The organism is Gemmatimonadota bacterium (genome assembly GCA_026706845.1).
Classification (GTDB): domain Bacteria; phylum Latescibacterota; class UBA2968; order UBA2968; family UBA2968; genus VXRD01.
In genome coordinates, this window is record JAPOXY010000063.1 from 1 (window position 1) to 26,327 (window position 26,327).

At 50.2% G+C, this 26,327-nt stretch carries 21 protein-coding genes; 9 read left to right on the forward strand and 12 right to left on the reverse strand.

Translation table 11 applies throughout. The features are described from left to right. The 8 genes from OXG87_06095 to OXG87_06130 form a co-directional block, all read left to right on the forward strand. A partial coding sequence (locus OXG87_06095; protein MCY3869109.1) for a helicase-related protein occupies window positions 1–306 on the forward strand: 306 nt, incomplete at its 5' end. Then, the gene (locus OXG87_06100) at window positions 303–2,168 is read left to right on the forward strand and encodes an ATP-binding protein (GenBank protein MCY3869110.1); all 1,866 of its coding nucleotides are present in this window, start codon (window positions 303–305) and stop codon (window positions 2,166–2,168) included. The genes OXG87_06095 and OXG87_06100, both read left to right, overlap by 4 nt. A 1-nt stretch (window position 2,169) precedes the next feature. Continuing rightward, a complete protein-coding gene (locus OXG87_06105) occupies window positions 2,170–3,126 on the forward strand; it encodes a phospholipase D family protein (protein ID MCY3869111.1) in 957 nt (318 codons plus the stop codon). Window positions 3,127–3,515: 389 nt separating this feature from the next. Beyond that, window positions 3,516–4,913 carry a hypothetical protein gene (locus tag OXG87_06110; protein MCY3869112.1) on the forward strand — a complete coding sequence of 466 codons (1,398 nt, stop codon included), beginning with the start codon at window positions 3,516–3,518 and terminating at the stop codon, window positions 4,911–4,913. Window positions 4,914–5,331: 418 nt separating this feature from the next. After that, window positions 5,332–6,213: a hypothetical protein gene (locus tag OXG87_06115; GenBank protein MCY3869113.1), complete on the forward strand. Its 882-nt coding sequence runs from the start codon at window positions 5,332–5,334 to the stop codon at window positions 6,211–6,213. A gap of 86 nt (window positions 6,214–6,299) precedes the next feature. Continuing rightward, window positions 6,300–7,142, forward strand: a complete 843-nt coding sequence (locus OXG87_06120) for an amidohydrolase family protein (GenBank protein MCY3869114.1) — start codon at window positions 6,300–6,302, stop codon at window positions 7,140–7,142. A 20-nt stretch (window positions 7,143–7,162) separates the two neighbouring features. Beyond that, complete coding sequence (locus OXG87_06125) at window positions 7,163–8,296, forward strand: FAD-dependent oxidoreductase (GenBank protein ID MCY3869115.1); 1,134 nt, start codon at window positions 7,163–7,165, stop codon at window positions 8,294–8,296. Between the two features lie 12 nt (window positions 8,297–8,308). Continuing rightward, window positions 8,309–9,625: a hypothetical protein gene (locus tag OXG87_06130; protein ID MCY3869116.1), complete on the forward strand. Its 1,317-nt coding sequence runs from the start codon at window positions 8,309–8,311 to the stop codon at window positions 9,623–9,625. Here the strand turns inward: OXG87_06130 and OXG87_06135 are convergent. The 12 genes from OXG87_06135 to OXG87_06190 form a co-directional block, all read right to left on the reverse strand. Then, a complete protein-coding gene (locus OXG87_06135; protein ID MCY3869117.1) occupies window positions 9,611–12,844 on the reverse strand; it encodes a UvrD-helicase domain-containing protein in 3,234 nt (1,077 codons plus the stop codon). The two genes, OXG87_06130 and OXG87_06135, sit on opposite strands and share 15 nt — an antisense overlap. A gap of 78 nt (window positions 12,845–12,922) precedes the next feature. Next, window positions 12,923–13,897: a sigma-54 dependent transcriptional regulator gene (locus tag OXG87_06140; GenBank protein ID MCY3869118.1), complete on the reverse strand. Its 975-nt coding sequence runs from the start codon at window positions 13,895–13,897 to the stop codon at window positions 12,923–12,925. 204 nt (window positions 13,898–14,101) lie between these two features. Then, window positions 14,102–15,376: a hypothetical protein gene (locus OXG87_06145; protein ID MCY3869119.1), complete on the reverse strand. Its 1,275-nt coding sequence runs from the start codon at window positions 15,374–15,376 to the stop codon at window positions 14,102–14,104. A 191-nt stretch (window positions 15,377–15,567) separates the two neighbouring features. Further along, window positions 15,568–16,461, reverse strand: a complete 894-nt coding sequence (locus tag OXG87_06150) for an ABC transporter ATP-binding protein (GenBank protein ID MCY3869120.1) — start codon at window positions 16,459–16,461, stop codon at window positions 15,568–15,570. Continuing rightward, on the reverse strand, window positions 16,448–16,843 hold the full coding sequence (locus OXG87_06155) for a GntR family transcriptional regulator (protein ID MCY3869121.1): 396 nt from the start codon (window positions 16,841–16,843) through the stop codon (window positions 16,448–16,450). Before OXG87_06155 ends, OXG87_06150 begins: the two co-directional genes overlap by 14 nt. Window positions 16,844–16,949: 106 nt before the next feature. Continuing rightward, entirely contained in the window at window positions 16,950–19,076 is a 2,127-nt protein-coding gene (locus OXG87_06160; GenBank protein MCY3869122.1) for an LUD domain-containing protein, read from the reverse strand. 33 nt (window positions 19,077–19,109) lie between these two features. Further along, window positions 19,110–20,000 (reverse strand): prephenate dehydratase, encoded by an 891-nt coding sequence (gene pheA / locus OXG87_06165; GenBank protein ID MCY3869123.1) that lies wholly within the window; start codon window positions 19,998–20,000, stop codon window positions 19,110–19,112. Next, complete coding sequence (locus tag OXG87_06170) at window positions 19,993–20,937, reverse strand: histone deacetylase (protein ID MCY3869124.1); 945 nt, start codon at window positions 20,935–20,937, stop codon at window positions 19,993–19,995. The genes pheA and OXG87_06170 overlap by 8 nt, the downstream gene beginning before the upstream one ends. Before the next feature lie 27 nt (window positions 20,938–20,964). Then, on the reverse strand, window positions 20,965–21,714 hold the full coding sequence (locus OXG87_06175) for an ankyrin repeat domain-containing protein (GenBank protein ID MCY3869125.1): 750 nt from the start codon (window positions 21,712–21,714) through the stop codon (window positions 20,965–20,967). Window positions 21,715–21,729: 15 nt separating this feature from the next. Beyond that, entirely contained in the window at window positions 21,730–22,782 is a 1,053-nt protein-coding gene (gene mnmA / locus OXG87_06180; GenBank protein ID MCY3869126.1) for a tRNA 2-thiouridine(34) synthase MnmA, read from the reverse strand. A 20-nt stretch (window positions 22,783–22,802) separates the two neighbouring features. After that, the gene (locus OXG87_06185) at window positions 22,803–23,630 is read right to left on the reverse strand and encodes a phytanoyl-CoA dioxygenase family protein (GenBank protein ID MCY3869127.1); all 828 of its coding nucleotides are present in this window, start codon (window positions 23,628–23,630) and stop codon (window positions 22,803–22,805) included. Between the two features lie 19 nt (window positions 23,631–23,649). After that, window positions 23,650–25,011, reverse strand: a complete 1,362-nt coding sequence (locus tag OXG87_06190) for a HEAT repeat domain-containing protein (protein MCY3869128.1) — start codon at window positions 25,009–25,011, stop codon at window positions 23,650–23,652. Between the two features lie 98 nt (window positions 25,012–25,109). Between OXG87_06190 and OXG87_06195 the strand changes: the two genes are divergently transcribed. Beyond that, a complete protein-coding gene (locus tag OXG87_06195) occupies window positions 25,110–26,315 on the forward strand; it encodes a mandelate racemase/muconate lactonizing enzyme family protein (GenBank protein ID MCY3869129.1) in 1,206 nt (401 codons plus the stop codon). The last annotated feature ends 12 nt before the right edge of the window (window positions 26,316–26,327 follow it).

Consider the following 26,327-nt stretch of genomic DNA (forward strand, 5'->3'; position numbering starts at 1 on the left):
CAAACGAGAACGTCTGACCGTGACCGAGTCATAAGACGCTTCCGTAGCAACAACCCACAACCGATGGTACTTTGCAATTATGGTGTATTGACTACTGGCTTTGATGCACCTGAAATCAGTGCGGCTATGATTGCCCGTCCTACACGGTCATTAGTCCTTTATAGCCAAATGGTAGGGCGCGCAACACGCGGTCTGAAAGCTGGAGGTAACACCGAAGCAGAAATTGTTACTGTGATTGATCCGGACCTACCGGGCTTTGGCAGTATCGCAGATGCATTTAAAAATTGGGAGGATGTTTGGCAATGAGCCTATCTGAAACAACCGCAGTAGCTGAAAGAGTGATGGTCTCTGAAACAACCGCAGTAGCTGAAGCAGTGATTATACCGCCAAATTTAGCAGTGCGAGCTATGCGTGACAGCGGCTATCGGAACACTGCTTCCGCCCTAGCCGAATTGATTGATAATTCGGTTCAGGCAGATGCTAGCGATGTAGAAGTTATTTGCATTGAGGAAAGCAAGTTAATCAAAAAACGTCACAGCAGAAGAATCAAGTCTATTGGTGTCCTTGACAATGGCTCGGGTATGACGCCAGATATTCTTCAGATTGCGTTGCAATTTGGCAATGGAACCCATCTATATGATCGCAAAGGGATCGGACGATTCGGTATGGGATTACCCAACTCGTCTATCTCTCAGTGCCGCCGAGTCGAAGTCTGGACTTGGCAGAATGGTCCGGATAACGCGGTTTATACCTACCTTGATGTGGATGAGATTGAGGAGGGTAGTCTCACCATGGTGCCTGCCCCAAAGGTCCAATCTTTGCCAGCCGAGTGGCGAGATCGATCTGAAATCGTCGATACTACCGGAACACTTGTCCTCTGGAGTCACTTTGATCCACACCGTCTTACTTGGCGAGGTGCAAAGGCAACACTCGACAATACTGAAAAACTCGTTGGTCGAATGTACCGAAAATTCATAGATAGAGGTCAGCTAACAATTCGGTTACTTGCTCTAGAGAATGAGATGCCGACAATTAACGAATATGTTAAAATTAACGATCCTCTTTATCTGATGAATAACACCTCTACGCCACCGCCATTTGACAAGGAGCCCATGTTTCAGAAATGGGGTGAAGATGATGAGGTTTTTCACATTGATTATGGTAATAAAAAGCACATTGTTACAGTCCGCATGAGTTGGGCACGCGAGGAAACGATTCCAGAAATTGGTGACCGTGGTAGCAAGCCTTATGGCAAACATGCAGCCAAGAATTTGGGAGTATCTATTGTTCGAGCTGGTCGTGAACTAGCCTTGGATAGCAGTTGGACCAACAGTTATAATCCGACTGAGCGTTGGTGGGGTGTGGAAGTAGAGTTCCCTCCGGCATTGGATGAAGTCTTCGGTGTCACAAACAACAAACAGAGTGCGACCATCTTTGAAGGAATGTCGCAGTTCAATTGGCGGACTGAGGCTGAATCCGGTGAATCCTCCGTTAGCGAGTTTATAGATCGCATTCAGTCTGAGAGCGATCCTCGAGCACTCCTAATACCCATCGTTGAGCACATTAGGCAACAAATTGGACAGGTACGAACCCGACTAGATAAACAAACCGAGGGTAGGCGTACTGCTAAAAAAGAGCGCCATGATACGCCTACGGTCGCAGATGTTGCAACTAACAAGGTCCGCGAGCGGGTCAAACAGGGGTACGAAACCGGCTATGACAAGGAGGAATTTAAAGAAAAAGATCGAGATGAGTTTGAGAAAAATCTCATCACTGACAAACACTATTCCAAAAATGCTGCTCAAGAGATCGCAAACGCGGTTCTGTCTCGCAAACGCAAGATAGAGTTCCTAACCAAGGACCTAAGAAGCTACGCCTTTTTTGATGTTGAGCATCATCATGGTGGATTGACAGCCATCGTGTTTAATACGAATCATCCATTCTATAGTAAGCTTATGGAAACCCTCCACCCTAATATTGGTGACGAGACAGACGCCAAACTGATAGATCGAATAAACCAAGCAGCCGACACTTTAAATTTGCTGTTTGCAGCTTGGGCACGCTACGAGACGGAAGAGACGCGAGACCAGATAAAACTGTTTGAAATGAGGCAAGAATGGGGAAAGATGGCGCAGGTCTTCCTGACAGAACCAAAAGAGGATGAGTAGAATGGGTGTAGTGTTACCTCTTGGGGCTGACCTTTTGAATATAATTCGTTCTGCCAAAGACAGTCTTTTTCTTGCAGCCCCTTACATAAAGATTACAACCCTTCAAAAAGTAGTTGATGAAATATCAAGTAACTCTATTTCCCTGACATGCGTAACACGTTGGCTGCCGGAAGACATAGCAGCAGGAGCTTGTGACTTAGAAATATTGGATGTAATTGAGGGATTTCCAGGTGGGAAACTTTTAGTTCATCCCCATCTACATGCGAAGTACTATCGGGGCGATAGTCGTTGCCTAGTAGGCTCAGCTAATCTCACAAGCCGCGGACTTGGATGGACAACGCCGGCAAATGTTGAGTTGCTACTCGAACTGCCAGTTGATTTTGATAGCCTCACGCAATGGGAAACAGCACTCCTTGATGCAGCAATTCCAGCTACACAGGAACTTCAGGAAAATATCAGACACGAGGCTGATCGTCTTCTCTCCAATGGTGCGCTACCTCACCTGCCAGAGATAGATCAAAATAATAACGCCGCCGCCCCCGCTTCACAATGGGTGCCTCGGTGTCCCACACCTGAGTATCTGTGGGATGTTTATATTGGCCAAGGACTGGATAAGATGGTCACTAGTGCTTGGGAAGCAGCCCAAAAAGACCTGACCGTCCTCTCAGTACCGGAAGGGCTAACAAAAAATTTATTTGTATCTTACATTACTAGCATCTTCAAACAAATGCCTATTATAGCGGAGATTGATGGTTTGGCATCCAATGGCCTGTCGGATAGCCAGGCACAGATGTTTTTGGAAGACCGACTCGGTGAGGCAGCACCGTACCCGATAGATAGGACTTGGCGCGTTATCAAGACTTGGTTCACTTACTTTTTGCAACAAACCTACCGCCTTGAAGTGGAGCAAGAAGTCCTTGTGAAAGGCCAAAATATTTCAGGTTTGGGCAAAAGCTGAGAAATTTTAGAAAAATAAAAGGCTGATGGAATGGTTATCAGCGGGTAGGTTTTGAAAAGAAATAATTCAGGTGAAGAAATAGATTTATGAAGCAGAATGAGACAGAAATGCAGGATGAACTTCGACCAGAGTATAACTTGAGAATTTTGCAGGTAAGAAAAATTGGGGCCAAGCGAACGCATTTAAAAAATAAAAAAGCCCGATGGGATGGACATCCAGCGGGCTTTTGTTTTACAGAGCATAATTCAACAGAGTCCGAAAATGAGTAACTATAAAAACTTCAAAGACTACCACATTGAGCAGCTACGCTCGTACTCATCCACAGCATTTGACAGTCCCCCTCTTAACTAGACTGCGTGTCAACAGGTATTAGATGAAAGGAATCGCGTATGGAAGTTATTTTCATCTGTATAGCTATTGCAACTGTCACACTCAGCACAGTCTCATACATCCATCGGTCACGCCAGCGGACCTTTCTCACAAAAACGCTCACGGTTGACGAATCACTGCGGAATCGTGTAGCTAGAGAATTGGGGGTAGATGGCGCAGTTGTGACTGGTGTGAGCGTGTTCGATGTGCTCTATAACACTATGAAGCTGGATTCCCAAGCCCTGAGAGGGATGGAGCATCTACACCACGCACAAGACTTCGAGAGCCTTGATGATCTCATGGGCTTCATGAAAAGCGAGATCATCAGGTCCGAGCCTGGAGAAGCAGCTTGGCGATCAATGATCCACAAATACAAGGGCTACACTGGCGAGGAGGCTGTGGCCGATTACTATTCGGCGAGAGGGCATAACGTTGAAACCCCTGAGTCAGGTACCGCAGAGGGAGTGGACCATATAATAGACGGGAAGCCATACAACGTCAAAGTTACACATGATCCACATTACATCCAGGAGCATCTCGACAAGCATCCGGATATAGACGTGATCGCGAACCAGGAAATGGCTGATGCCTTTCGCGACAACCCGCGAGTTATAATCAATCCTAATCTCTCTTCTCAAGAAGTATTTCATAGTACTGCCGACACGTTTGAGGGAATAGCCGATCTCGGAGATGGGATCGACAGCATCCCCATCATCACATTGGCGATCAACGCAAGTAAGAATGCCTATAAATGGCACAAAGGTGATCTCGATGGAAAGACTGCGGTGGAACATACCGCGCTTGACAGTGCTGCTGTCGGTGCCGGAGGCTGGGTCGGAGGTAAGGTCGGTCTTGGGTTAGGCTTGGTGTTGGCTCCCGTGACTGGAGGCACATCAGCTATTATTATACCGGCTGTGACTACCATGATAGGCAGCTTGATCGGTGTCTTTACCGGTAAAGGGATCAGCGGGTGGTTCAAGGGACGGCATCTTCGAAGAGCTGTTAAGGAGCTTCAGGATCTCGCTACCAATTTCCGAGATGAATTTTTGTACCAATACCGGACGATCATAGATGCAATGAACTCATTTTTCGAGTCGCGTTTAATAAGTTGTCACAGGCAGGTGGTTGAGGAGGGATTCTTCAAACGAATGGTATTCCCGAGTGCAAAGACCACATTTTATAGAATGGCATCTGGAGAATTGAAGACCGAGAATGCAGACTGGAGAGGTTTCTATGCCGACCTCCGAGAGACTGTGCAGAACGTGGAGGAGCCGAGTGAAGGTGGCATGATCCTGTTCGCTAACTGCCAGCAGCAGGGTGTTGATATGCTATATGAGGTTGAACCACTACCCGATTACTACGCAGCAATAGAGGCGCAACTGGAGATTATTGAAAGAGAAGAAAGTAAGCTCAGGTAGAAATTTAGAGAATTATATATAAAAGTGACCGAAATTTTCCATTAATGAGATGGATAAACAACATTGATTTGTCCACCTTATTCTTTTGTTTTTATGATTTTCACGATTGAAGGATGGATGGAGTCCAGCGCAAAACGGATCAAGTCCAACCGCTATTTTTTTTAAATGTAAAAATCTTTCATGATACCCCATCATTCATGGATCAAAACGTACACTTTTGTATCCCGGCGCGTTCGGTTTGTATGTGCCTCCAGGTGTGATCCTTACAGTCAAGGTAAGGACGCAATACAGCCGATTAAAAGCCTGATGAGGGTTCTTGAATTTCTGTCTATACAATTTATCGCTCAATTCTGTGATGTTGGCCTGATATTTGCTTTGTGTCTGATCAAATTCACCCATCAGACTCAGGGCATCCCACATGGCCGAATATGACACCATCTCTAAAGACCTCATCCAAACCTACCCCAAAGACTTCATCCGCCTCACATTCGGACAGGACGATGTAGAAGTCCTGGACATCCTCGACACAGAGCAAAACACCGTTGAAACACGACACATGGACAGCCTTATCCGCGTCCTTATCGCAGGTGAGGAGGCGTTGATCCATACGGAGTTTCAAACCACTGACGATCCGTCTATGCCGCTGCGCATGGCGGGCTATATGATACGTGCGATAGAGCAGCACAACCTGCCGATTTATTCGAGTGTGATCTACTTGCGGCGCGGTGCAGGTCGGCGCGATCCGGGGCACTTTGTTCATAAAATGTCCGGCCATCTTGCTGTGATCAAATATAGCGTGATTCGGCTGAGTGAAATAGACGGACAGGATATTATAGATGGCGGACCTTCGGGCTTGTTTCCGTTCGTGCCGTTGATGAAACGTCCTGTTGGGATAGATTCGGAGGCGTGGTTACATCACTGTGTTGACGCGACGAATGCGCTGCGGGTGGATGAATCAATAAAGGTTGACATTTTGGGCAGGTTGATGATATTGAGTGGGTTAGCGTATGATCAGACACTGATCAATCGTATTCTATTACAGGAGGGTCTTATGGATGCCATTATGCGCGAATCGTCGTTTGCACAATACATTAAGCAACTGGGTATTGAGCAGGGCGAAAGAAAAAGCACGCTCGAAGATATCCTTGAAGTGTTGGAGATTCGATTTGATATGTACGAGACACATCCCCTATCTGCTCGCATTGCGGCCATTGACGATTTGCAACGTCTCAAGCAGTTGCATCGTGCAGCGATCCAGGTGTCCAGCCTTGAGGCATTTGAGCAGGCGTTGGATGCGTGACGCGATTATATGGAATTATGCATATCCCGCAAATTATATGAATAAGCCCGATTCTATCGGGCTTTTGTTTCTTATAGGACTTATTTATGATTGTCGATACGCACGTTCACATTTGGGAAATTTCGGATAAGTATCCGGTTGGTCCTACTGCGCCGACGTGGAATAGCTATCCGGATGAGCCGGGTACTGCTGAGGAACTTTTGGCTGATATGGATGCCGAAGGGGTGGATTGGACTGTGCTTGTGCAAACGAGTTGGTCCACCTGGGATAATGGTTATATCGCGGACTCGGTTGTTCGGTATCCGGATCGGTTTGTCGGGCATGGTCTTGTTGATCCCCAGGATCCCGACAATGCCGAGCAGGTGCGCTACTGGGTTCGGGAGCGCGGTCTGGTTGGGTTTCGTTTGCATCCGATGTACTATCCCGATGAAAAGATTTTGCTTACGGAGCAGAATGGTCCGATGTGGGAAGAGATCGCGGCGCTCGACGCTGTTATCCAGTTTCATTTGCGGCCCGAGGATGCGGATCAGGTCGCTGCGATTGCGAGGCGGTGTCCGAATACTGTTCTTATTTTGGACCATATGGGATATCCAGAAATAGATCGTCCGCTTGCTAAATATCAGCCTGTTCTGGATCTGGCGCGTTTTGACAATGTGTTTTTTAAACTTTCGGATGTGGCTGGGCGTTCTCAAGAAGCTCATCCGTACGAAGATGTGCATCCCTATATTGAGGCGGCGCTGGGGGTTTTTACTGCTCAGCGTACAGTCTGGGGGACTGGTTATCCCGGGTATCACCGGGTCAAGCACAAGTGGCCCACGCTTGCTGATGAACTTCGCCTTATTCGCGAGGGGTTGCCCTTTCTGACGGATGGGGATATAGAACGCATTCTGGGCGGGACTGCGGCTGAGATATGGGGTCTGTCGGGATAATATGGAAAGAGATGAAAAAAATGAGTTATGACGCTATTGTTATCGGCGGTGGTGTTGTCGGGATTTCTGCCGCGTATCATCTGGTGTGCGACGGGGCAAAGACCTTGCTCGTTGATCGGAGGGATGCAGGCCGCGCTACGGATGCAGGTGCGGGTATTCTTTCGCCTGCTACCAATACCCGCGATCCAGATCCCTGGCTGCGGCTTGCTGCGTTTGCTTCCGTATATTATCCACAATTGGTGGATAATTTGCAGGCGGAACAGGATGGAGAGACGGGTTTTGCAACTTGTGGGATGATGCTCGTCGCTGTTTCTTATGATGAGATAGAGTCTTTTGCTATTGCGCGACAACATATTTTTAACCGCCGGGATCAACGCGGTGAACCGGCTGAGGAAGATTTGTACGAGATTTCTTCGGATGAAGCGCGCAGACGCTTTCCCACTCTGGGAGATGTGCGCGGTGCGATTTTCTACCGCGATGCCGCCCGCGTGGATGGTCGGCTTCTGGCGGCTGCCCTGCACCGGGCTGCGGAAGCGAAGGGGCTTGTGGTTAAGCACGCGGGAGTTGAACAGCTTTTGATCCAGGATGATGCGGTTACGGGTGTTATTACAGATGGAGAAACTGTCTCTGCTGGTAAGGTTGTTATCGCGGGTGGGGCGTGGTCACAGGCATTTGGGGATCAGCTTGGCGTTCATATTCCGGTTGAACCGCAGCGCGGTCAGATTATTCATCTGGGTCTGGGCGATACGGATACGTCGTCATGGCCCATTATCAGTGCTGTGCGCGGTCACTATATGGTTCCCTGGCCGGATGGCCGCGTGGTTGTAGGTGCTACGCGGGAGACGGGATCCGGTTTTGAGGCGCGCACGACTGCCGCGGGGGTGCTCGAGGTTCTGGCAGAAGCCCTGCGGGTGGCGCCGGGTCTGGCGCAGGCAGAGGTTCGGGAGATTCGGGTTGGGCTGCGTCCGTACACGGAGGATCATTTGCCGGTGCTGGGGAGCGTTCCAAATATTCGAAATATTTATCTCGCTACCGGGCACGGTCCCACGGGCTTGCAACTCGGTCCTTATAGCGGGAAACTCATCGCGGATCTGGTTCTGGGGAAAGATCTCGAGACAGAGATTGATGCGTATCAAATTACGCGATTTTTATAGGGAATATATGTCATGTCATCATCCAATCATACCTATCAAGTCGGCGTTAGCACGGTCGATATTACCCCACCCGTGGGGATTTATCTGGCCGGGTTTGCGGCGAGGCAAGAGCCTTCTACCGAAGTTTATCACCCTTTGAAGGCTACGGCGGTCGCGATAGACGACGGCGAGACACCGCTGCTTATTGTCGGTGCCGAGATTCTGGGTTTTTACGAGCGCACCGACGAGGTGAGAAGCAGGATTAACGCGGCTACGGGTATTGATCCGGCGCATATTATTCTCAATGGTTCGCATACGCATTGCGGTCCCTGTATCCGGGAGATGGACAGGGAGCGGCACGGGGAACTGGACGACGATTATCTCGAAGATCTTTTTGAAAATGTCGCGCGCTGTGCAAAAATGGCCTGGGAAGATCGGTCTCCTGCGCGTCTCGGTTTTGGTACGGGGAGTTGTGATATCGCGAGGTCCCGTCGCAAGCCAGATGGAAAGGGTGGTGTGGCGTGGGTGCCCTCTCTGGAAGCGCCTCACGACCACGATGTTCCGGTTATTGCGGTGGAGTCTCCCGAAGGCGAGTTGCGATGTGTTATTTTTTCTTATGCCTGTCATCCCACCAGCCGCAGCGGGACGCTTATTGGGGGGGATTACGTGTGTTTTGCTTACGACCATATCGAAGCGGTGTATCCCGATGTCGAGACTTGTTTTTTGCAGGGCTGTGCCGGAGATCAGAAGACGAAGCCAGTCGATCCGATGTCAAATGTTTTTGTTCAGCGGGAGGTCGATGAGATCCGCGATATTGGCGTCGAATTGGGTGAGTCCGTTACCCGGGTGCTCGCTTCTCAAGACCTGCGGCACATCAGCGGTCCGATTTCTATTGCGCAGACCATTCTCAGTATAGAGACCGAACCCATCGATATGGATTTGGTCAAGTCCGGCCTGGACGCCGGTTCGGACTATGTGCGGGCATGGGCGCGACATTTGTTCGATAGCGTTAAAAACAATATTCCGGTTGCGACCAGCTTTCCGTTTGAGATCCAGACTGTGCGTTTTGGCGATGCGCTGGCTATCGTCGGGCTTGCCGCGGAGATGAATGTGGAGCACGGGTTGCGTTTGAAAAGAGAACTGGCGCCTTATTTTGACAATCTTCTGGTGGCGGCTTATACGAATGATATTGTCGGTTATATTCCCGTTAAAAGGCAGATTCCAGAAGGGGGCTACGAGGTCTGGTTCAATCAGCAACACTGGAAACGCACGGGTCCCTTCGTTGAAGATACAGAAGACCGCATTCACGACGCGGTACACGAGATGCTCGATATTTTAAAACAGGGATAATTGTTCGGCGGGTTTGCGTCTTTCGGTTCGCAAATCGACAAATTCGATGACGTCTTCGGGGATATCGGCTACAAAGCGCGATATTTCGGGTGTGATGCGTTCGCCAAATCGCCTGCGGCTTCGGGCGCGGGTCAAAATTACTTCGTCTTGTCCGCGGGTTATGCCGACGAAAAACAGGCGTTTCTCTTCTTCGATATCCGCATCGGCGTGCGGGATTAATCCTTCCTCAACCCCACAGATAAATACCACGGGGAATTCCAGACCCTTGGACGCATGCAAGGTCATGAGTGTGACGGCTTCGGGCCGCGCAATTTTTCCACGACGTACAAAGTCGCCATCCTGTCCCAGGGTGATGATTTCCAATAACTCTGCGATGGTATCCACGCCTTGAGCCAATAGGCTCAATCTTTCGAGGTCGATATCTTCTGATGTCGCAAATTCTTCTGCCCATTTTGCTATGAGTTCAGAAGGCGATAGGTGGGATGTTTCATTGCGGAAGCGATCTACAGCTCCCAGCGCGGCGTCTAATTTTTCCTGTACAGCGTCTGATAGTGCGGTGTTTTGAATTTGCTGGCGTATTGATGCGCGGACTTCTCTGCCAGGGTCAAATGCGGGGATGGAGAGGAGGTCGATTATATCTCTGGTGGTTGGGGCGCTGGAAATGTCGTCCCTCAGGACGCACTTAAAAAACGATAGGGCGTGCTGTACTGAAGCCGCATCCAGATAATTTTTTTGTCCGACGACGCGATAGGGGATCCCGGCCTGTAAGAAGCATGTTTCCAGGGCGTCTGTCTGACGTCCGGTGCGGAATAATACGGCGAAGTCGTCCAGGCTGCGTTTGCCTTCTTCGTTGGCTTGCAATAAGTCTGCGCCGCCGACCATTCGGGAGATTTCTTCGACGATGGCGATGCCTTCGCCGGTTTCGCCGGGTGTGGATAAGGCTCTCAGATTTGGGCCATTTTCTCGTATGGGGATGTACGATCGTCCGCGAAGCAGGCTGGATGCTGCGGAGATGATCTGAGGGGTGGAGCGATATGATTGTTGTAAGATCACTTCGTTCGCGTGGGGATAGTCCGCTTTTAATTGTGCGAAATACCCCGCGCTCGCGCCCCGAAAACCATAGATGGCTTGATCGGGGTCGCCGATGACAAAGAGGCCCGATCCATCTCCGGCTAATTTTTGAATCAGTGCGTATTGTACGGCGTTGACGTCCTGAAATTCATCGACGAGTACGTGGGTAAAACGCGCCTGGACTGTTTGCAAAATGTCGTCGCAGAGTACATTGTGGAGGATGAGCAAGATGTCGTCAAAGTCCATGAGGCCATAAGCGGTCAGGCGGTGTTGATAATTGGTGTAAATGGTTTGAAGTTCAGTGTCGGTGATGTCGGATATTTCCTGTCCTGTAGCTTTGTATTGCGAGATTTGGGAGAGCGCGTCATCGACCGATATTTCGGTGTTGATGTCGGCGATTGCTTCTTGTAAGACGGCGCGGGCTTCTCCGCGGTCGGCTATTGCGCCCATTCGCTCGGGGGCGTATTCTCGCAGGAGGTCCAGTGATAGGCGGTGGAATGTGCCCACGCGCATGGGGACGAGTTCTTCGCCTCCGGAGGATAGGGATACGATCCGTTCCCACATTTCAGTTGCGGCGCGGTTGGTAAATGTTACGGCCATTATAGAAGCGGGTGATACGCCGCGGTTCTGGATCAGGTCGATTACGCGATGGGTGAGTACCCGCGTTTTTCCTGTGCCAGGTCCCGCGGTTACGATGACGGGTCCTTTGTCCATGGTTACGGCTGCTTGCTGGTGTGGGTCGAGGAGGGGGAAGTGAGAAGTGTGAAGTGAGACGGGAGACTCTTTGACGATCGCGGTTTCTGTGCTCTTGTCCAGGCTTGCGTTCACTTCTTCCTCTTTCAAAGGCTCTGCGGCTGGTATGTGAAATAGCGATTCCTGTCCGCTTAAAAGTGCGCGGTCTTCGTCGGAGAAGACTTGAATTTTTCCGTACACGCCGTCGTATCCCGGGGCGATGTGTACTTTTCCTTCGCGCATGCGTCGAATGCCTTCGGCGATGAGGGGATCTCCCGTTTTGGCGATTTCTTCGATGGGCAGTTCGCGCAAGATTTTCAATTCTGCCCCGTGTGTTGATAGCATTTGTTCGTACACGGTTTGTACGCGTTTGCTGGTGGGACCTACCTGGAGGACTGAGCCGATGATTTCCGGCAGTGGGATCAGATTTTCAAAGGGCATCGCGATGTCGGGGCGGTCGCCGTCTGCGCGGTCTGCGAGTTTTTCAACGCGGTGGAGTACGCCAACGGTCAATTTGCGGCCACATACCGGACAGATTTCGTTTGCGTCGAGGGTTTGTACGGGTTTCCAGCATATGTCGCATTTTCGATGTCCGTCAAAGTGGTATTTGCCTTCTTCGGGGTAAAATTCCAGTGTGCCTGTGAAGCGCGTTGGGTCTCGGTCTTTCAATGCGTCATACATTCCGCGGAAGGATAGATCGGTATTAAAGCAGGTGGCTTCGCGGGCGAGCTTTTGCGGGGAATGCGCGTCTGAATTGGAGACGATTGCGTAGTTGTCCAGCATGGATAGGCGCCAGTTCATCGGTGGGTCAGAAGACAGGCCGGTTTCTACGGCGAAGATGTAGGGGAGCATGTCTTCAAAACATTCTTCGAGGGTGTCGAACCCGGAACTCGCGCCCAGGACCGCGAAGTGAGGGGTCCAGATGTGGGCGGGTATAAAGAGGACGTCGTCACACGCTTCCAGACATATTTCTACCAGGTCTCGACTGTCCAGACCCAGGATGGGGCGTCCGTCTGATTTCAGGTTGCCTATTGCACCGAGCCGCGCATTTAAACGCGCTACAGCGTCAAAACTCGGCATTGTGACGACGTGATGTATTTTTCTGGTTTTGTCGTTTTTTTTGTAGATGAGGCTGATTTCGACTGAGAGTACAAACCGCATTTGTCCGCGACAGGCTGGCGGCAATTCGGCGTCTATACCTCGCCTGAGGTCTGGGCGCAATTGATATAGCCCTTCTTCGGCGGGTTCGAGTTGGTCGCGCAGTTCTTCAAACCATACCGGATGGGTGAAATCTCCGGTGCCCACTACTGTCAGACCTTTGATGAGGCTCCACCGATACAGGTTTTCGGGGTTCAGGGTTTTGCTGGTTGCGCGGGCAAAGCGCGAGTGCAGGTGTATGTCGGCGATGTATTGCATGATAAGCTCAAGAAACGTCCTGCAAGGAAAAACGTCAATGGGTTTTTCTATTGACGTTTTTTAGTATATCGCGAGGCACTATTTTTTCTTGTAATATGCCGATCTTAGCCCGTGTTCAGACATGCGCAATTGGAAATACTGTCGGCCAATCCCGCATTGCCGCGCTGCTTCCGATACATTGCCCTGTGTTTTCTTCAATGCTCTGTCGAGATACTCTCGCATGAACTGGCTATTCGCCAGTTGTCTGGCTTCCTTAAATGGCAGGTCAAATACATCGACTTCGGGTTTGGACCCTCGAATGCGAGAGCGCAGATCGGATACGCGGATAATTTTACCTTCGCCCATGACCATCAATCGGGCGACTTCGTGTTGCAGTTCTCGAACATTGCCGGGCCAGGCATAATGCGACATCCTTTGAATTACTTCGGAGGAAAATACGCGATTGTATTCCTTCATTTCCTGGCAGAAATGCGCGATCAATAGTGGTAAGTCGCTCAGTCGCTTCCGCAAGGCCGGCAATTGTATGGGTACGACATTTAAACGGTAATAGAGGTCTTCTCGAAATGACTTTTTTCGTACCATTTTTCGCAAGTTGCAGTGTGTCGCGGTGATCAGGCGCACGTTGGATCGGCGCATGGATGCTTCGCCTACGCGGCGAAATTCCTGTTCCTGTACCAGGCGGAGCAATTGCAACTGAAGGTTGGACGGCAATTCGCCTATTTCATCGAGGAATAGCGTACCTCCTCGGGCAGATTCAACCAGTCCAAGACGCGTTTCACTGGCGCCCGTAAAAGCACCGCGAACATATCCAAATAGCTCGCTGCGCGCCATTTCAGAAGTGAGCAGGCCGCAGTCAACGGTTACAAATGGTCCCCTGTTGCGGTGGCTAATGCCGTGGATATATCGGGCGAGCAATTCTTTGCCCGTGCCAGTTTCTCCACTGATGTTGACGGGTAATTCGCTATTCGCCACGCGGCATGCGCGCTTTTGTACGTCTAAGAGTGTGGGGTGTTGTCCAATGAGGGGCCATTTATCGAGACCGGATTTTTGCATTGCTATATTCCTCCCATCACCAAAAATCTGTCGAGAATCCCATGTCAAAAAGCAAAATAAACGGCATCTAACAGGAGGGTGTCATCCCCATTTGGATGCCGTTTGTTGTGCCGATTAAGCAAGTGCTATTCGATGTATATTTAGAACAAAAAACGTTTACATATCTAAAAATAACAAGTGTTTAGACAAAGAATAAACCAGACACTAAACCAGATCCTGTGTGGCATAATACCGTTTGAGCCGAGCCAACAGGAACCATTGCAAAAGAATAAAACAGACAAAAAGGATCGGCGCTTCATAGGTCAACATCAAATCGGGATACCAGACGCGCATCAGACTGGTGAAACCAGTGAAGACAAGAGACAAAATCAGGACCAGGATCAGACAAGCCATCCCCCATACCTGTTGCCGCATTCTTTGAAATTCATACAGGTCATATTTGACTTGCAACCACTGCAATATCGGTAAAAGCACGACCCACCACCCAAAGACACAGAGTATTCTCAGAGAAATATTCCCTTCAGACACAAACCCGATCTTTGCCCCCGCCAGGATGCCCAGAACCCCCAATACCAGAATAGATACTGCAAAAAAAGAAATATTTTGCACCAGCAAACTGCTATACCGAATCCACATCCGCTGGGTGCGAGAAAGCGGATAGACATACCCTCTTTTCAGTGAAGTAGGAGGAGTAAAAAGATACATAGAAATGCCGAAACATACTGCAGTGAATATATCCCCAGTGATCTTGGAGTCCAACGGGTTAAAATAAAAAATCATGTGATAAATCACTTTTGATAGTGTCTCAAAATCGTACGGAGACCGATCCCACAACCCGAACATATGCGTGATCATGCCAAGAAGAAAGAATACCATTGCCACTACTGCAGAAAATGCAGAAAGAGGCCATCCCCATCTACTCTGACCATAATTTTCGTACTGACCGGCACGCAGCCAATTGAAGATGCCTGTGCCGATGTGATCGAGATGCCATACCCCGGTACTCGCCTTTCGCCTGTTCAATCTATTTTTTTCCCAAAACTCCCGGGTTGGAGGAAAAAGGGTTAAGCGCAGTGGAAAAACGAAAGAAAATGGCTTACTTCGAAAAGTTGTCTGGTTAAAGGCGAAATAATAAGCTCCAATTGCGATGGCGAATGCGATGAGAGCCAACCCCAATTTTTGTTGCTCTCCAAATGCGAGTACCTCTTGCCACAAATAGGCTGATGCCAGTCCCAGAAATACGATGAGGCTCCGGCATACGGAAGCCAATCCGGGGTTCTGGATACCAAAACTCCAACCCCCTGAAAAGGCAAATCCAATACAATAGAGGCTCAGATTCAGCAGCAAAATCGTTGACCAGGATGCATTGAGGGGAGCATAAGTCAGCACAATAGTACACGCGACAACGGAAAATAGTCCGACAATAATCGACCACATCATCAGGCGCTTGCGAAAATGCGGCAGGGTCCATGTGAGCATCCGATGCTGGTTCTCTCCTACAATACTGCCGATAATCCCACCGTAAAGTTCAATAAAGAAAAATAAAAAGAAAAAAGAGAACCGATGTGCGTGGGAAGACACCGAGTTTTGGAAGAGAAACCAGCTTACACAAAGTGCGATGATAATGTAAACAGGGCTTCGCCAAAATGTGAAAAACGGAAGAATACCCATTACGAATCCTCCCGTATCAGGATGGGAAATAGCTGGTCGAGGTTCAGGGACTGACTGGTGATATCAGCCTGATAGGTCTGCTTGAATTGGTGTGCATTGCCCAGTGCCTGATTGACGATCAATTGTGCCTGTACTCCGTTCACTGTTTGCGATAGGATATAAGGTTCAGAAAATTGCTGGGGCAGATTGTTTCCCGTGACTGTCCACTTTGCATAAGTCTGGTGCAGATCGTCCAGGGACTTGTCGGCTTTGACCACACCTTCGTCGAGGCATACGACCCAATCTACTATTTTTTCGATGTCCCGCAAGATATGTGAGGAGATCACGATTGTGTTTTCGTCTTCAGCCAGGAGTCTCATTAGAAATTTCAATAGTGTCTCGCGGGCAATGGGGTCCAGGCCACTGACCGGCTCATCTAAGATCAATAGCTCGGGATGATGACATACTGCCAGAATGATTCCCAATTTTTGCATGTTCCCCGAAGACAGGTTGCCCACGCGTGCAGATGTTTCCAGTTCGAGTTCGCGCAACAGATGCGCTTCCAGGTCGCGGTCCCATATCTCGTAAAATGAGGACACGTAGTGCAGGTGCTGTTCGACGGTCATCCATTCGAAAAATCGATTTTCCTGATGTACCACGCCTATGCGCGAGAGTTCATTTGCACCCAGCTGATCGCACGCGCGTCCCAGTGTTTTACACATGCCCTCTGTGGGCAAATACAGGCCGATCATGTGCTGGATTAAGGTGGTTTTGCCCCCGCCATTGCGTCCGATCAATCCAATTACGCGATGCGCCCCAAGAGAGAGCGTTACGGAGTTGAGCGCTATGGTGTCGCCGAATTTTTTGGTCAGTGATGTGGCTTCAAATACAGATGTCTGATCAGGTGTTATCATTTTCTTTCTCCAGAGCATCTAAGATGGATATGAAGAGATCCACGACTTCCGCCCGATCTACCCCTAATTGTCGAACCATTGTTGCCAATTGCGTGAGTTGTGGTTTGAGTTGTTCCAGTTTTTCGGCGTGTACGATTTGATCTTGTAGTGGTTTTATAGTTAGAGGCCGTCCGCGTCGCCGCTCGACCAATCCCTCTGCTTCCAACAGGCTGTACGCTTTGCTCACTGTCATTGGATTGAGTCCCAGTTGTCCCGATAATGCGCGGGTTGAGGGCAGTTCGTCACCCGGCGCGAGGAGCCCGCTGACTATGTAGAATTTCACCTGGTCGATAACCTGGCGAAAAACGGGGATGCCATTGTGATGGTCAATCGAGATCAACATAAGGCATTCTCTTATAGTGAATTACTGTATTACTAATATAATACACTTGTATTAGGGATGCAAGTTTTTTCTAAAAACTGTCTTCGATTGCAGGACAGGATGTGTTCTACTCCAGGAGACGAAGCAGGTTTAAGGGATGCCAGACTTCGAGTTCGGTTCCTTCAGACAGATGGATGGCGCATACGCTGCTTTCTGTTACGATGGCTTCTATACTGGCTTCGCGAAAGCCTTCGAAGAGAGGCTCTCCAACAGCCTGTGCGAGTTCGTAACCGAGGGGTCCGGCTTTCAAGCCAAATGTTCCCGCCATGCCACAGCAGGTGCCCGTTTCGATGAGGGCGACGTCTGCACCGCGCTGGCGCAAGAATGCCATTGCGTGTTCACCTGCTCCCAGGGGGCGCTGGTGACAGGGGATGTGGAATCCAAATGCGCGTCCGCGCAGGACATTTTGCTCTTCATCTGAAATATTGCTTTCGAGCAGGGATAGGAATTCGAAAAACTCATACGTGTGTTCGGCGACAGATACGGCATCGTCTGCTTTTTCGAGCAATTTGGGATATGAGATTTTCAGGCAATATGTTGCCGTGGGTTCTGTTGCAACGACCTCATAGCCCTGTTGTATATAGGGGAGGAGGAGATCCACGTTTTCGCGCGCAATTTTTTTCGCATTTTTCAGGTCGCCGTACCCGATATAGGGATATCCACTGCTTTTCTGAGGGGGGATGATGACTTCGCAACCGAGTGCTTCCAGGCGTTCAATTGCCGCCATTCCCAGGTCGGGGTCGTTGTAATTGGCAAACAGATCTGTGAAAAAGGCTACTTTGCGAACGGGGTTCGATACGGGAGATGGTCCGCGTTTTGCGAAGCGTTTTACGAGTGTCTTTCGGCTGAATTTGGGTAGCTGACGGCGTCGATCAATGCCCATCACTTTTTCCATTGCCCATCGCACCAGTCCATTGTCCATCATCCAGTTGGATATGGGTGCTGTCAAACTGCTCATTTTTGCAGCTTTTTCAGCGGCCATCAGCATTTTGTTGACGCGCGGATGCGGATTGGCTTCGCTGTCGCGGTCTTTTACCCCGGCTATCATCATTGGGATGTCGATTTCTGCGGGGCATATTTCTTTGCACAAGCCACACGAAATACACAGCGGCGCGAAGTCGCCGGCCTTATCTACGCCGTGAACTTCGGCTGTCCAGGGTATGCCAATCGGTCCGGGGTATATGTATCCAAATGTATGTCCGCCGACTACGCCGTATGTCGGGCAGATATTCATGCAGGCGCCGCAGCGGATGCAGTTGAGCGCGTCTGAAAACAGGGGGTCTTCTTGCATCCTGGTACGACCGTTGTCCAGGATGATGATATGCGATTCTCGCGGTGCGCGTCCCTCGCCTTCGCCCAGAGGCGATCTGCCACTCATCCACGTTACATAGGTTGTCGTGTGTTGGCCGACAGCGCTGACCGGATGCGCCAGCATCATTTGCAATGCGTCTTCTACCGTTTCCACGACTTTTTCGCGTCCCATAATGCAGATGTGTACATCGGGTATGCTCGATACCAGACGGGCATTGCCTTCGTTAGTTTCGATCAGGATTGTGCCCGATTCGGCTACGCCTACATTTGCGCCTGTCATGCCGATGTCGGCGTTGAGAAAAATCGGCCGCAGGTATTTGCGCACGATTCTCATGATTGCATCTACATCATTAGGTACGTCCTCACCTGTTTCTTTTTTAAATATTTCGGCGACTTCAACGGCGGTTTTATGGACTGCGGGGAATACCAGATGGAATGGTTTTTCGTGGACTTTTTGGATAATAAGCTCGCCGAGGTCGGTTTCTATGACTTCCAGGCCCGCGTCTTCCAGCGGGTGATTGACTTCGATTTCTTCGCTGGTTAGTGATTTTGATTTTGCCACGGTCTCGGCATTTTTTTCTGCTGATAGTTTTAAGATGTAGTCAATCGCAGCAGCACCGTCTTTCGCGAGGAAGACTTTTGCCCCGCGCGATTCGACTTTCTCGGCAAATTGATCGACCAGGTCGTCCAATTTGTGCAGGCACCGCACTTTGATGTCGCGGACTTCTTTGCGAAATGCCTCTCCTTGCGGCAGAATGTCAATTGCCGTGCGCCGTGCATCTCGCGCCCGTTTGACTGCGTTGTAGAGTTGTGTGCGTTTTGGTTTTTCTCGCAGTGCTGTTTCTATTTTTTCGTACAGGTTTTCGTATCTTTGACTTGCCATGTAAGATCCTTAAGAGAAGGTGAGAGGGGGCTTTTACGTTTTGCGTTTTTCGTCTTTCCAAACTTTGCCTTCGACCATGTCCCCCTGTCGATAAGAACCGAGGATTTTTACAAAGGTGGCGATTTCGCGCAGGTGTTCAATGGCGCGGGTACAGGGTTCTTGACGGATATGGCCCTCAAAGTCGAGCGAGAAGGCGTATTCCCAGGGTTTGCCGGCGAGGGGGCGAGATTCGATTTTGAGCAGGTTGAGGTCGCGCAAGGCAAATACGCTCAAGCTCTTAAACAATGCGCCGGGCACGTTTTTCATGGCGAATACGATCGATGTTTTTGCGGGCATTTCGATGTCTGGATTTTCAGGTATTAGAGACTCGGATGTGACGACTAAAAATCGCGTGTAGTTTTGATGGTCGTCTTCAATGCCCGCCTGCAAGATTTCCAGATCGCAATCCCAGGCCGCCTGGGCACTCGCTATTGCAGCCGCATCGCGTGCGCCCGATGTTTTCAAAGCTTTTACGGCTCCTGCGGTATCGGAGGTCATAACTGTTTCGGCCTGCGATAGGGATGCAGTGAATTGTGTACACTGAGCCAGGGCAGGTGCTTGCGAATAGATATAGCGGATGTCTTTTAATTTCACGCCTGGATTTACAATTAAGTTGTGTACAATGCGCAATTTTAGTTCGCCGACGATCTGTAAATGATGGGCTGACAGGTGGTCGTAATTTTCGTGAATGCTACCTATCAATGAGTTTTCAATGGGTACCATGCCGTGCGTGCATTCTTCGTGTTCGACTGCGGCAAACAGGGCTGAGAAATTGCGTTGTGGTACGACTTCGACATCTTTGCCAAAGTACGAGCGCGCGGCCATTTCGCTAAATGCACCGCGTTCACCTTGAAATGCGACTATTATTTTTTTCTTTTTACCCATTCATTAGTTCCTTTATGTGGGATTCTACGCTGCGCGAGAGGCCGCCCAAATCATATCCGCCTTCCAGGACAGAGATTAACCTTCCTTCTGCGTGGTCTCGTGCGACAGCTATTACGCGCTTTGTCATTTCGGCAAAACCGGATTCCGTCACTTGAGTGGCCGATAAGGGATCGGACCGATGCGCGTCAAATCCAGCGGAGATAATGACAAATTGCGGTTTAAATGCGTGCATGGCGGGCAAGAATACGTCGTCGAATATACGCAAGTACATCGCGTCATCGCTGCCTGCGGGCACGGGTGCATTTAGTGTGAATCCCTCTCCTTCGCCAATACCGGTTTCGTCATCCCGCCCCGTGCCGGGATAATGGGGGTATTGGTGGATGCTAAAGAAGAATACCGAGGGATCGGTTTCCAATATGTGCTGTGTGCCATTGCCGTGATGCACGTCCCAATCTACAATTGCCACGCGTTCAAGGGAATATGTTTCTTGTATATATCGCGCGGCTATGACCGCGTTGCTAAATAGACAGAATCCCATTGCGTGATTGCGTTCGGCATGGTGTCCGGGGGGACGCACGGCACAAAAAGCCGTGTGTACGCGCGCGGCTATGACCGCGTCAATGGCTTCAAATGTTGCGCCAACAGCGAGTCGGGCTATGTCAAAAGATAGTGGACAGATTCTGGTGTCAAAATCGTCCATGTACGTGATGCCTTGTGTACATCGAGATTTTACGTTTGCAATATGTTCGGGGGTGTGCGCTTTTTCCAACCAGGATGTATCGACCTGTCGGGGTTCGAGTGTTATGAGGTCTTTTGTCAGGCCCGTTGCATCGAGATGGGCATGCAGTGTTTGCAGTCGCTCGGGACGCTCGGGATGCGCGCCTCCCGTGTCGTGTTTTTGAAAATCGGGATGTTGAACCAGTCCTACTTTGTTCATAAGTTGTTTCCCCTCAATGCGATGGCATCACAGGTTCGCGGATCGTTTCGCGCCAATTGTCATCAGCCAGTTCGCTACTTGGGTGTGTTTTCTGTCCACGGCTTGATCCAGAGGCGTTTCCCCGACGGGATTTTTGCGGTTGATATCCGGTTTTTTCCCCAGCAACCATCTGGCGGTTTCGAGGTGCCCATTGCGGCATGCCATTCCGAAGGCACTGTCGATACAGTCTCGTTCAGATCGGGGTTCTGACCATCCGGGCAGGACGCCCGCCGTATCGGTTATATTGCCTTCTTTATCGAAAAATTTTTCAACGAGATCGAGTCGCCCCACGCCAGCAGCGATCATCAGGTTGCAGGTTGCCCCGCGCTGGATCAGTTTTGCCGCTGCGTTTTGCATGCCGAATATCACGGCTTCCCAGAGTGGTGTGCCGTTTGCAATGACCCCGCCATCGATGTCGATTTCCGCACCGTTGTCGAGAAGTATTTCAATCATTTCCGCATCGTCGCTGCTGGCTGCCCAATGCAAGGGTGTTTCGCCAGGGTCAGTTTTTCCCTCGAACTTTGCCCGCGCATTGACATCCGCGCCTGAGCGTATCAATATTTTTGCGGACTCGCGGCTTCTGGGTCTGTGTGCGGGATAATCGCAGAGTGTGTGCAAAAGTGTGCGGGGATTGTCCGCTGTGGTTTTATTGGCCAGTTGCGGATCTTCTGCTATCAGTCTTTTCAGGGTATGTATATCGCCGGATTCGACGGCGGCACGCGCCTTTTCAATGCTCATTATGCTCTCTCTTTTTTAGTGGTCAATTACCGCGCTACCAAGGCAGAGGTCGCCGTCGTAAAATACGGCGAATTGTCCGGGCGCTATGCCGGAGTCTTTTTCTGCTATGGTTACGGATAAGCGGTTGTCGTCTGTTGCTTCGATTTCACAGTTGAGTAATTCTGGACCGTGGCGCAGTTTTAATTGCAGGGCGGTTTTGTCAGGTGGTTCTGCAATCCAGTTGGGATTTGTGGCGACAAATTGGTTCCGCGATGTGTTCTTGTGCTTCGTGGCGTGGGATACATAGATGATGTTGCGCTCGATATCTTTTTGGACGACGTACCAGGGTCCCCCGCCCAATCCCAGGCCATACCGCTGTCCTATTGTGTAATAATAGTAGCCCCGATGGGGTCCCAGGATTCGTCCGGTTTCTCTGTCGATAATATCGCCTTTTTTTTCGCCCAGGTGAAATGCGATAAAGTCTGGATATCTGATTTTGCCTAAGAAGCATATTCCCTGGCTGTCTTTTCGCGCTTGATTTGGCAGGTCAAAATCTCGGGCGAGTTGGCGTACTTCGCTTTTCATCAGGTTTCCGATGGGAAATAATGCCCGCGCGACCTGTGATTGATACATGCCGGATAAGAAGTAGGTCTGGTCTTTAATGGGGTCGGGTGCGCGTTTTAGATGATAAGTTCCGTTGCTCTGTGCGATTTGGGCGTAGTGTCCGGTTGCCACTTTTTCATAGCTGCTGTCTATGTGGTCAAAGAATGCGCCGAATTTGATCCGCTGGTTGCAAAATATATCTGGGCTGGGTGTGCGTCCAGCGCGCAGTTCTTCGAGTGCATAAGATACGACGCGTTCGAGGTATTCAGATTGTAGGGAGATTATCTCCAGTGGTACATTGAGTTGATCGCATACGGCCCGGACAAATTTCAGGTCGGTTTCCCAGGGACACTCCCCTAAGAAAGCGAGTTCGTCTTCGAGCCATACTTTTAAGTAAAATGCCGTCAGGTCGTGGCTTTCATTTTTCAATATGTTCAAAGCCACGGAACTATCGACACCACCGGAAATGAGAGCGGCGATTTTCATTTTTTTGTCTTTTCTCTCGATTACACTAATGCAGGTCCGGGAATGCGATTCCATTCGAGTTCTTCGCATTCGCCTTCGTAAATGGGCATTAGTGGCGCGATTTTGCGGGTGGCTTCTTCAGACCAGTGATCTGGTATTGGGTGCCGGTTCGCCAGGCGGGCGCGCATGCCGTCGGGTAGTTCGTTGTATATCGGGTGGTACCACAGTGTGATGACTGTCCGCCGCTGATCCGTTTTGTTGGCGTGTGCGCTGTGCAATAGCCGCGAATCGCCGATGACCAGGTCGCCAGCACGCACGGGAACATCGCGCTCGTCGGGATACGACTGATAGGCCGGATGGTCTGGATCGGATACGCGCCTCAAATCATCGGTATGTGCTTCGGGGGTTATGTCGTGCAGGAGATGTCGTTTTAAGTGCGAGCCTTCGATTAATCTCAAACACCCATTTTTACGCGAGGTATCTACGAGATAGTACATCAAAAATACCTGTTGCGGCAGGGGCTCGTAGCTGATGGGATCATTCCATCCCCACCAGTCCTGATGCCAGAACAGGGGTGGGCTATGCGGGGGTTTGCTGATTATATAGCCTGATGAAAAGGTGGGGTGATCAAAGCCCATTTCTCGCAAAGCATTTAGTGCTTTTGACCATGTGACCAGTTCGGCAAAAAAGTCGTCATTGTAAATGCTGATCAAACTGCCCGTCGATTTTTGTTCCTCAAAATACTCGGCGTCTTGCGCGTCTAACAGGCGATTGGACACTGCGTTTGTGCGCGCAACCATTTCGGGGGTGAGTACATTTTCAAATACACAGAATCCCTCTTGAATTAACTGTTCGCGTTTGGAAGACATTGTATTCCTTAACGTTCGGTCAGGCTACGCGTTGTAGCATTTCGTTCACTTGATAGCGCAATCGCGAGTGTTCATGGTTTTGCATTGTTTTTAACAATGGCAGTACCTGTGCATCGTCAACGCTGTCCATGTGTTCCAGAGCTGTTAGCGCGTTGAAGCCGACAAAAGGCTCGGCGTCTTTTAGTGCTGTGAGCAGGTCATTGCGGGCGGTTTCGGCGGCTTTGCTCCAGATGGTCAATGCGCGCGTGGCATTGTGGCGCACCCAGTCGTCCCGGTCTGAAAGTGCGTTGCGAATAGCGGGTAGCGCGTCGAGGGCTGGTAAGCCAATGTCGCCCAGGGTATCCGCAGCCGTTGCGCGCACCCAGTCATCCGAGTGTGTCAATGCCTGGACGAGTGGATCTACAGCGTACCTACCTGCTGCTGATAGTGCTGCGGGTACTTGCTCTCGAAGTGCTTCATCTGGTCCCAGCAATACGTCCATTAATGCTGGTACAGCGTGTTTGCCCAATCTCCCCAGTGCGTATGTCGCATTTAGCACGACACCTGGATCATCGCTGTTCAGGTTGTGCATCATGTCATCCACGGAGACGGGTGCGTCATCTCCCCAAGTAGGCGGGGTTTCACCGCGCATCCAGCGCCACATAAATTCCCATACGAGGGGATGGCGCAATAAAACATCGGATGGATGGTCGGGTTTTATTCGGTGGGCAAGGGTGTCGAAATCGGGATCGAAATCCGATGCGGCATGCCAATTCGGTGCTGTTGGCTCTTCTGTGCGTTTGAACAAAAATTTCATCATGTACCGATCACGGTTGCTTGTGTTGCTGGATACGCGATGGAACAAATCAAAATGTACGAGCAATACATCGCCGGGATCGACAACTGCAAATGGGAATTCGTAATCGAACTCATTTTGCGGTTTTGCACTGTAATACTGTGTTCCGGGTATCACGCCAGTGGGTCCCATTTCAATCGGCGTCTGGTGCGGATAACAAATTGCCATTACAGTTCGGGGGCGATGGTGACGCCGCCACGGTCGGCTCCAGCCGGCGAAGCGACGCGTTGAACCGTCCTGGTGAAAATTTCGGCCTTCTGTACCTGCGGTATTGCGATGGCAATGCCTGTGGCAGTGCATCACATAAGAATTGCCGAGGAGGCTCGATAGTGCGCCGATCATTGCTTCGTCGTCAAAAATTTCGCGCAAGCCCGGTGCGGCGTGCAATATGTCATTGCCCGGGTTTCCCTCTGCCATGGCTTTTTTTGCATCTGTCAGAATTTGTGCGTGGATATGCGGCGCGACATTTGTTTTGACCACACAGTATCCCCGCGCAATAAAATGCAATATCGCCTCGTCGTTTAATAGATGTGATTGTTCGGCCACAGCTTGCCTCCTGTTAAAATTTTTGTTAGAAATTAGCAGGTTTCCGTCCTATTTTCATGTCTGTACGTATTTTTTACAATACACCCCAGGAGCCGCAAATGAAAATCACTTCTATTACCTGCGATATTCTCTCTACCGCTCGTCAGCAGGGTGCGACGCGATATGAAGATACCGCAGGATTAAAATTTCCGCAAGTCGCGTCCCAATCTACACAGACCTTTCCCGGCAGAGCCGATATGCGCCACCTGTGTGTCTATCCTTCGGGGCGTTCGACAGCGGTTATTCGCGTGCGTACGGATAAAGGTATTGAGGGCATTGGCGAAGCCCACGCTCCGGCTGCGCCCCGCGTTGTCAAAACGATTGTGGAAGATTTGTTGTGTCCGGTGCTTATCGGGGAGGATCCGCGCTCGATCGACGTTTTGTGGGAGCGCATGTTTTCGACGATGCGCCTGCGCTCCCATACGCAGGGGTTTACACTGGAGGCGATTGCGGGGATCGATATCGCGCTTTGGGATATACGCGGGAAGTACTACAATGAACCGATCTGGCGGTTGCTCGGTGGTGCTTATCGCTTGCAAATTCCCGTGTATTCATCGGGTACGCCGGGCCAGACTATTGAGTCTCGTTGCGAGGGGATTGAAAGGGTTCTGGATGATGGGTTTTCTGTTGTGAAGACATCCTGTGGACGAGGGACGATAGACGAGCAAATGCACGTCGTTCGAGAGATGTCCCGCGCTGTGGGAGACCGCGGCAAGCTTCTCGTTGATGCACACGGCGGATTCGATATTAAGGATGCTCTTCGTTTTGTCCGATTTCTCGAGGATCTCGGCAATGTGGAATGGTTTGAAGATGCTCTGTTGCCCGAAGATCATCAGGGTTATCGGCAGCTAACCCAATCGACTTCTGTTCGAATCGCTGTTGGGGAGACAGACTGCAACCGCTATGTTGTGCGAGATCGTTTGCTGAATAAAGAGTGCGATCTCATTCTTCCCGATGTCTGCCGGGCTGGTGGTATTTCTGAGACGCTGCGTATCGCACAATTAGCCGATGTGTTTGGCGTGTCCTGGGCGTCCCATGTGAGTACGAGTACTCCTGTTCATCTCATGGCGGGTCTGCATGTCGGCGCGGCGACTCCCAATTGCTTTATTTCTGAATGCCCCAGCGGTTTTGCGCGCGGTCCTTTTGGTAATGGGCTTCTTACAGAGCCTTTGTTGCTTGAAAATGGGCATGTTACTCTGAGTGACAAACCCGGCCTCGGTATTACGCTTAACGAAGATGCTGTTGCGCAATTGATTTTATCATAAATAAAAACTACC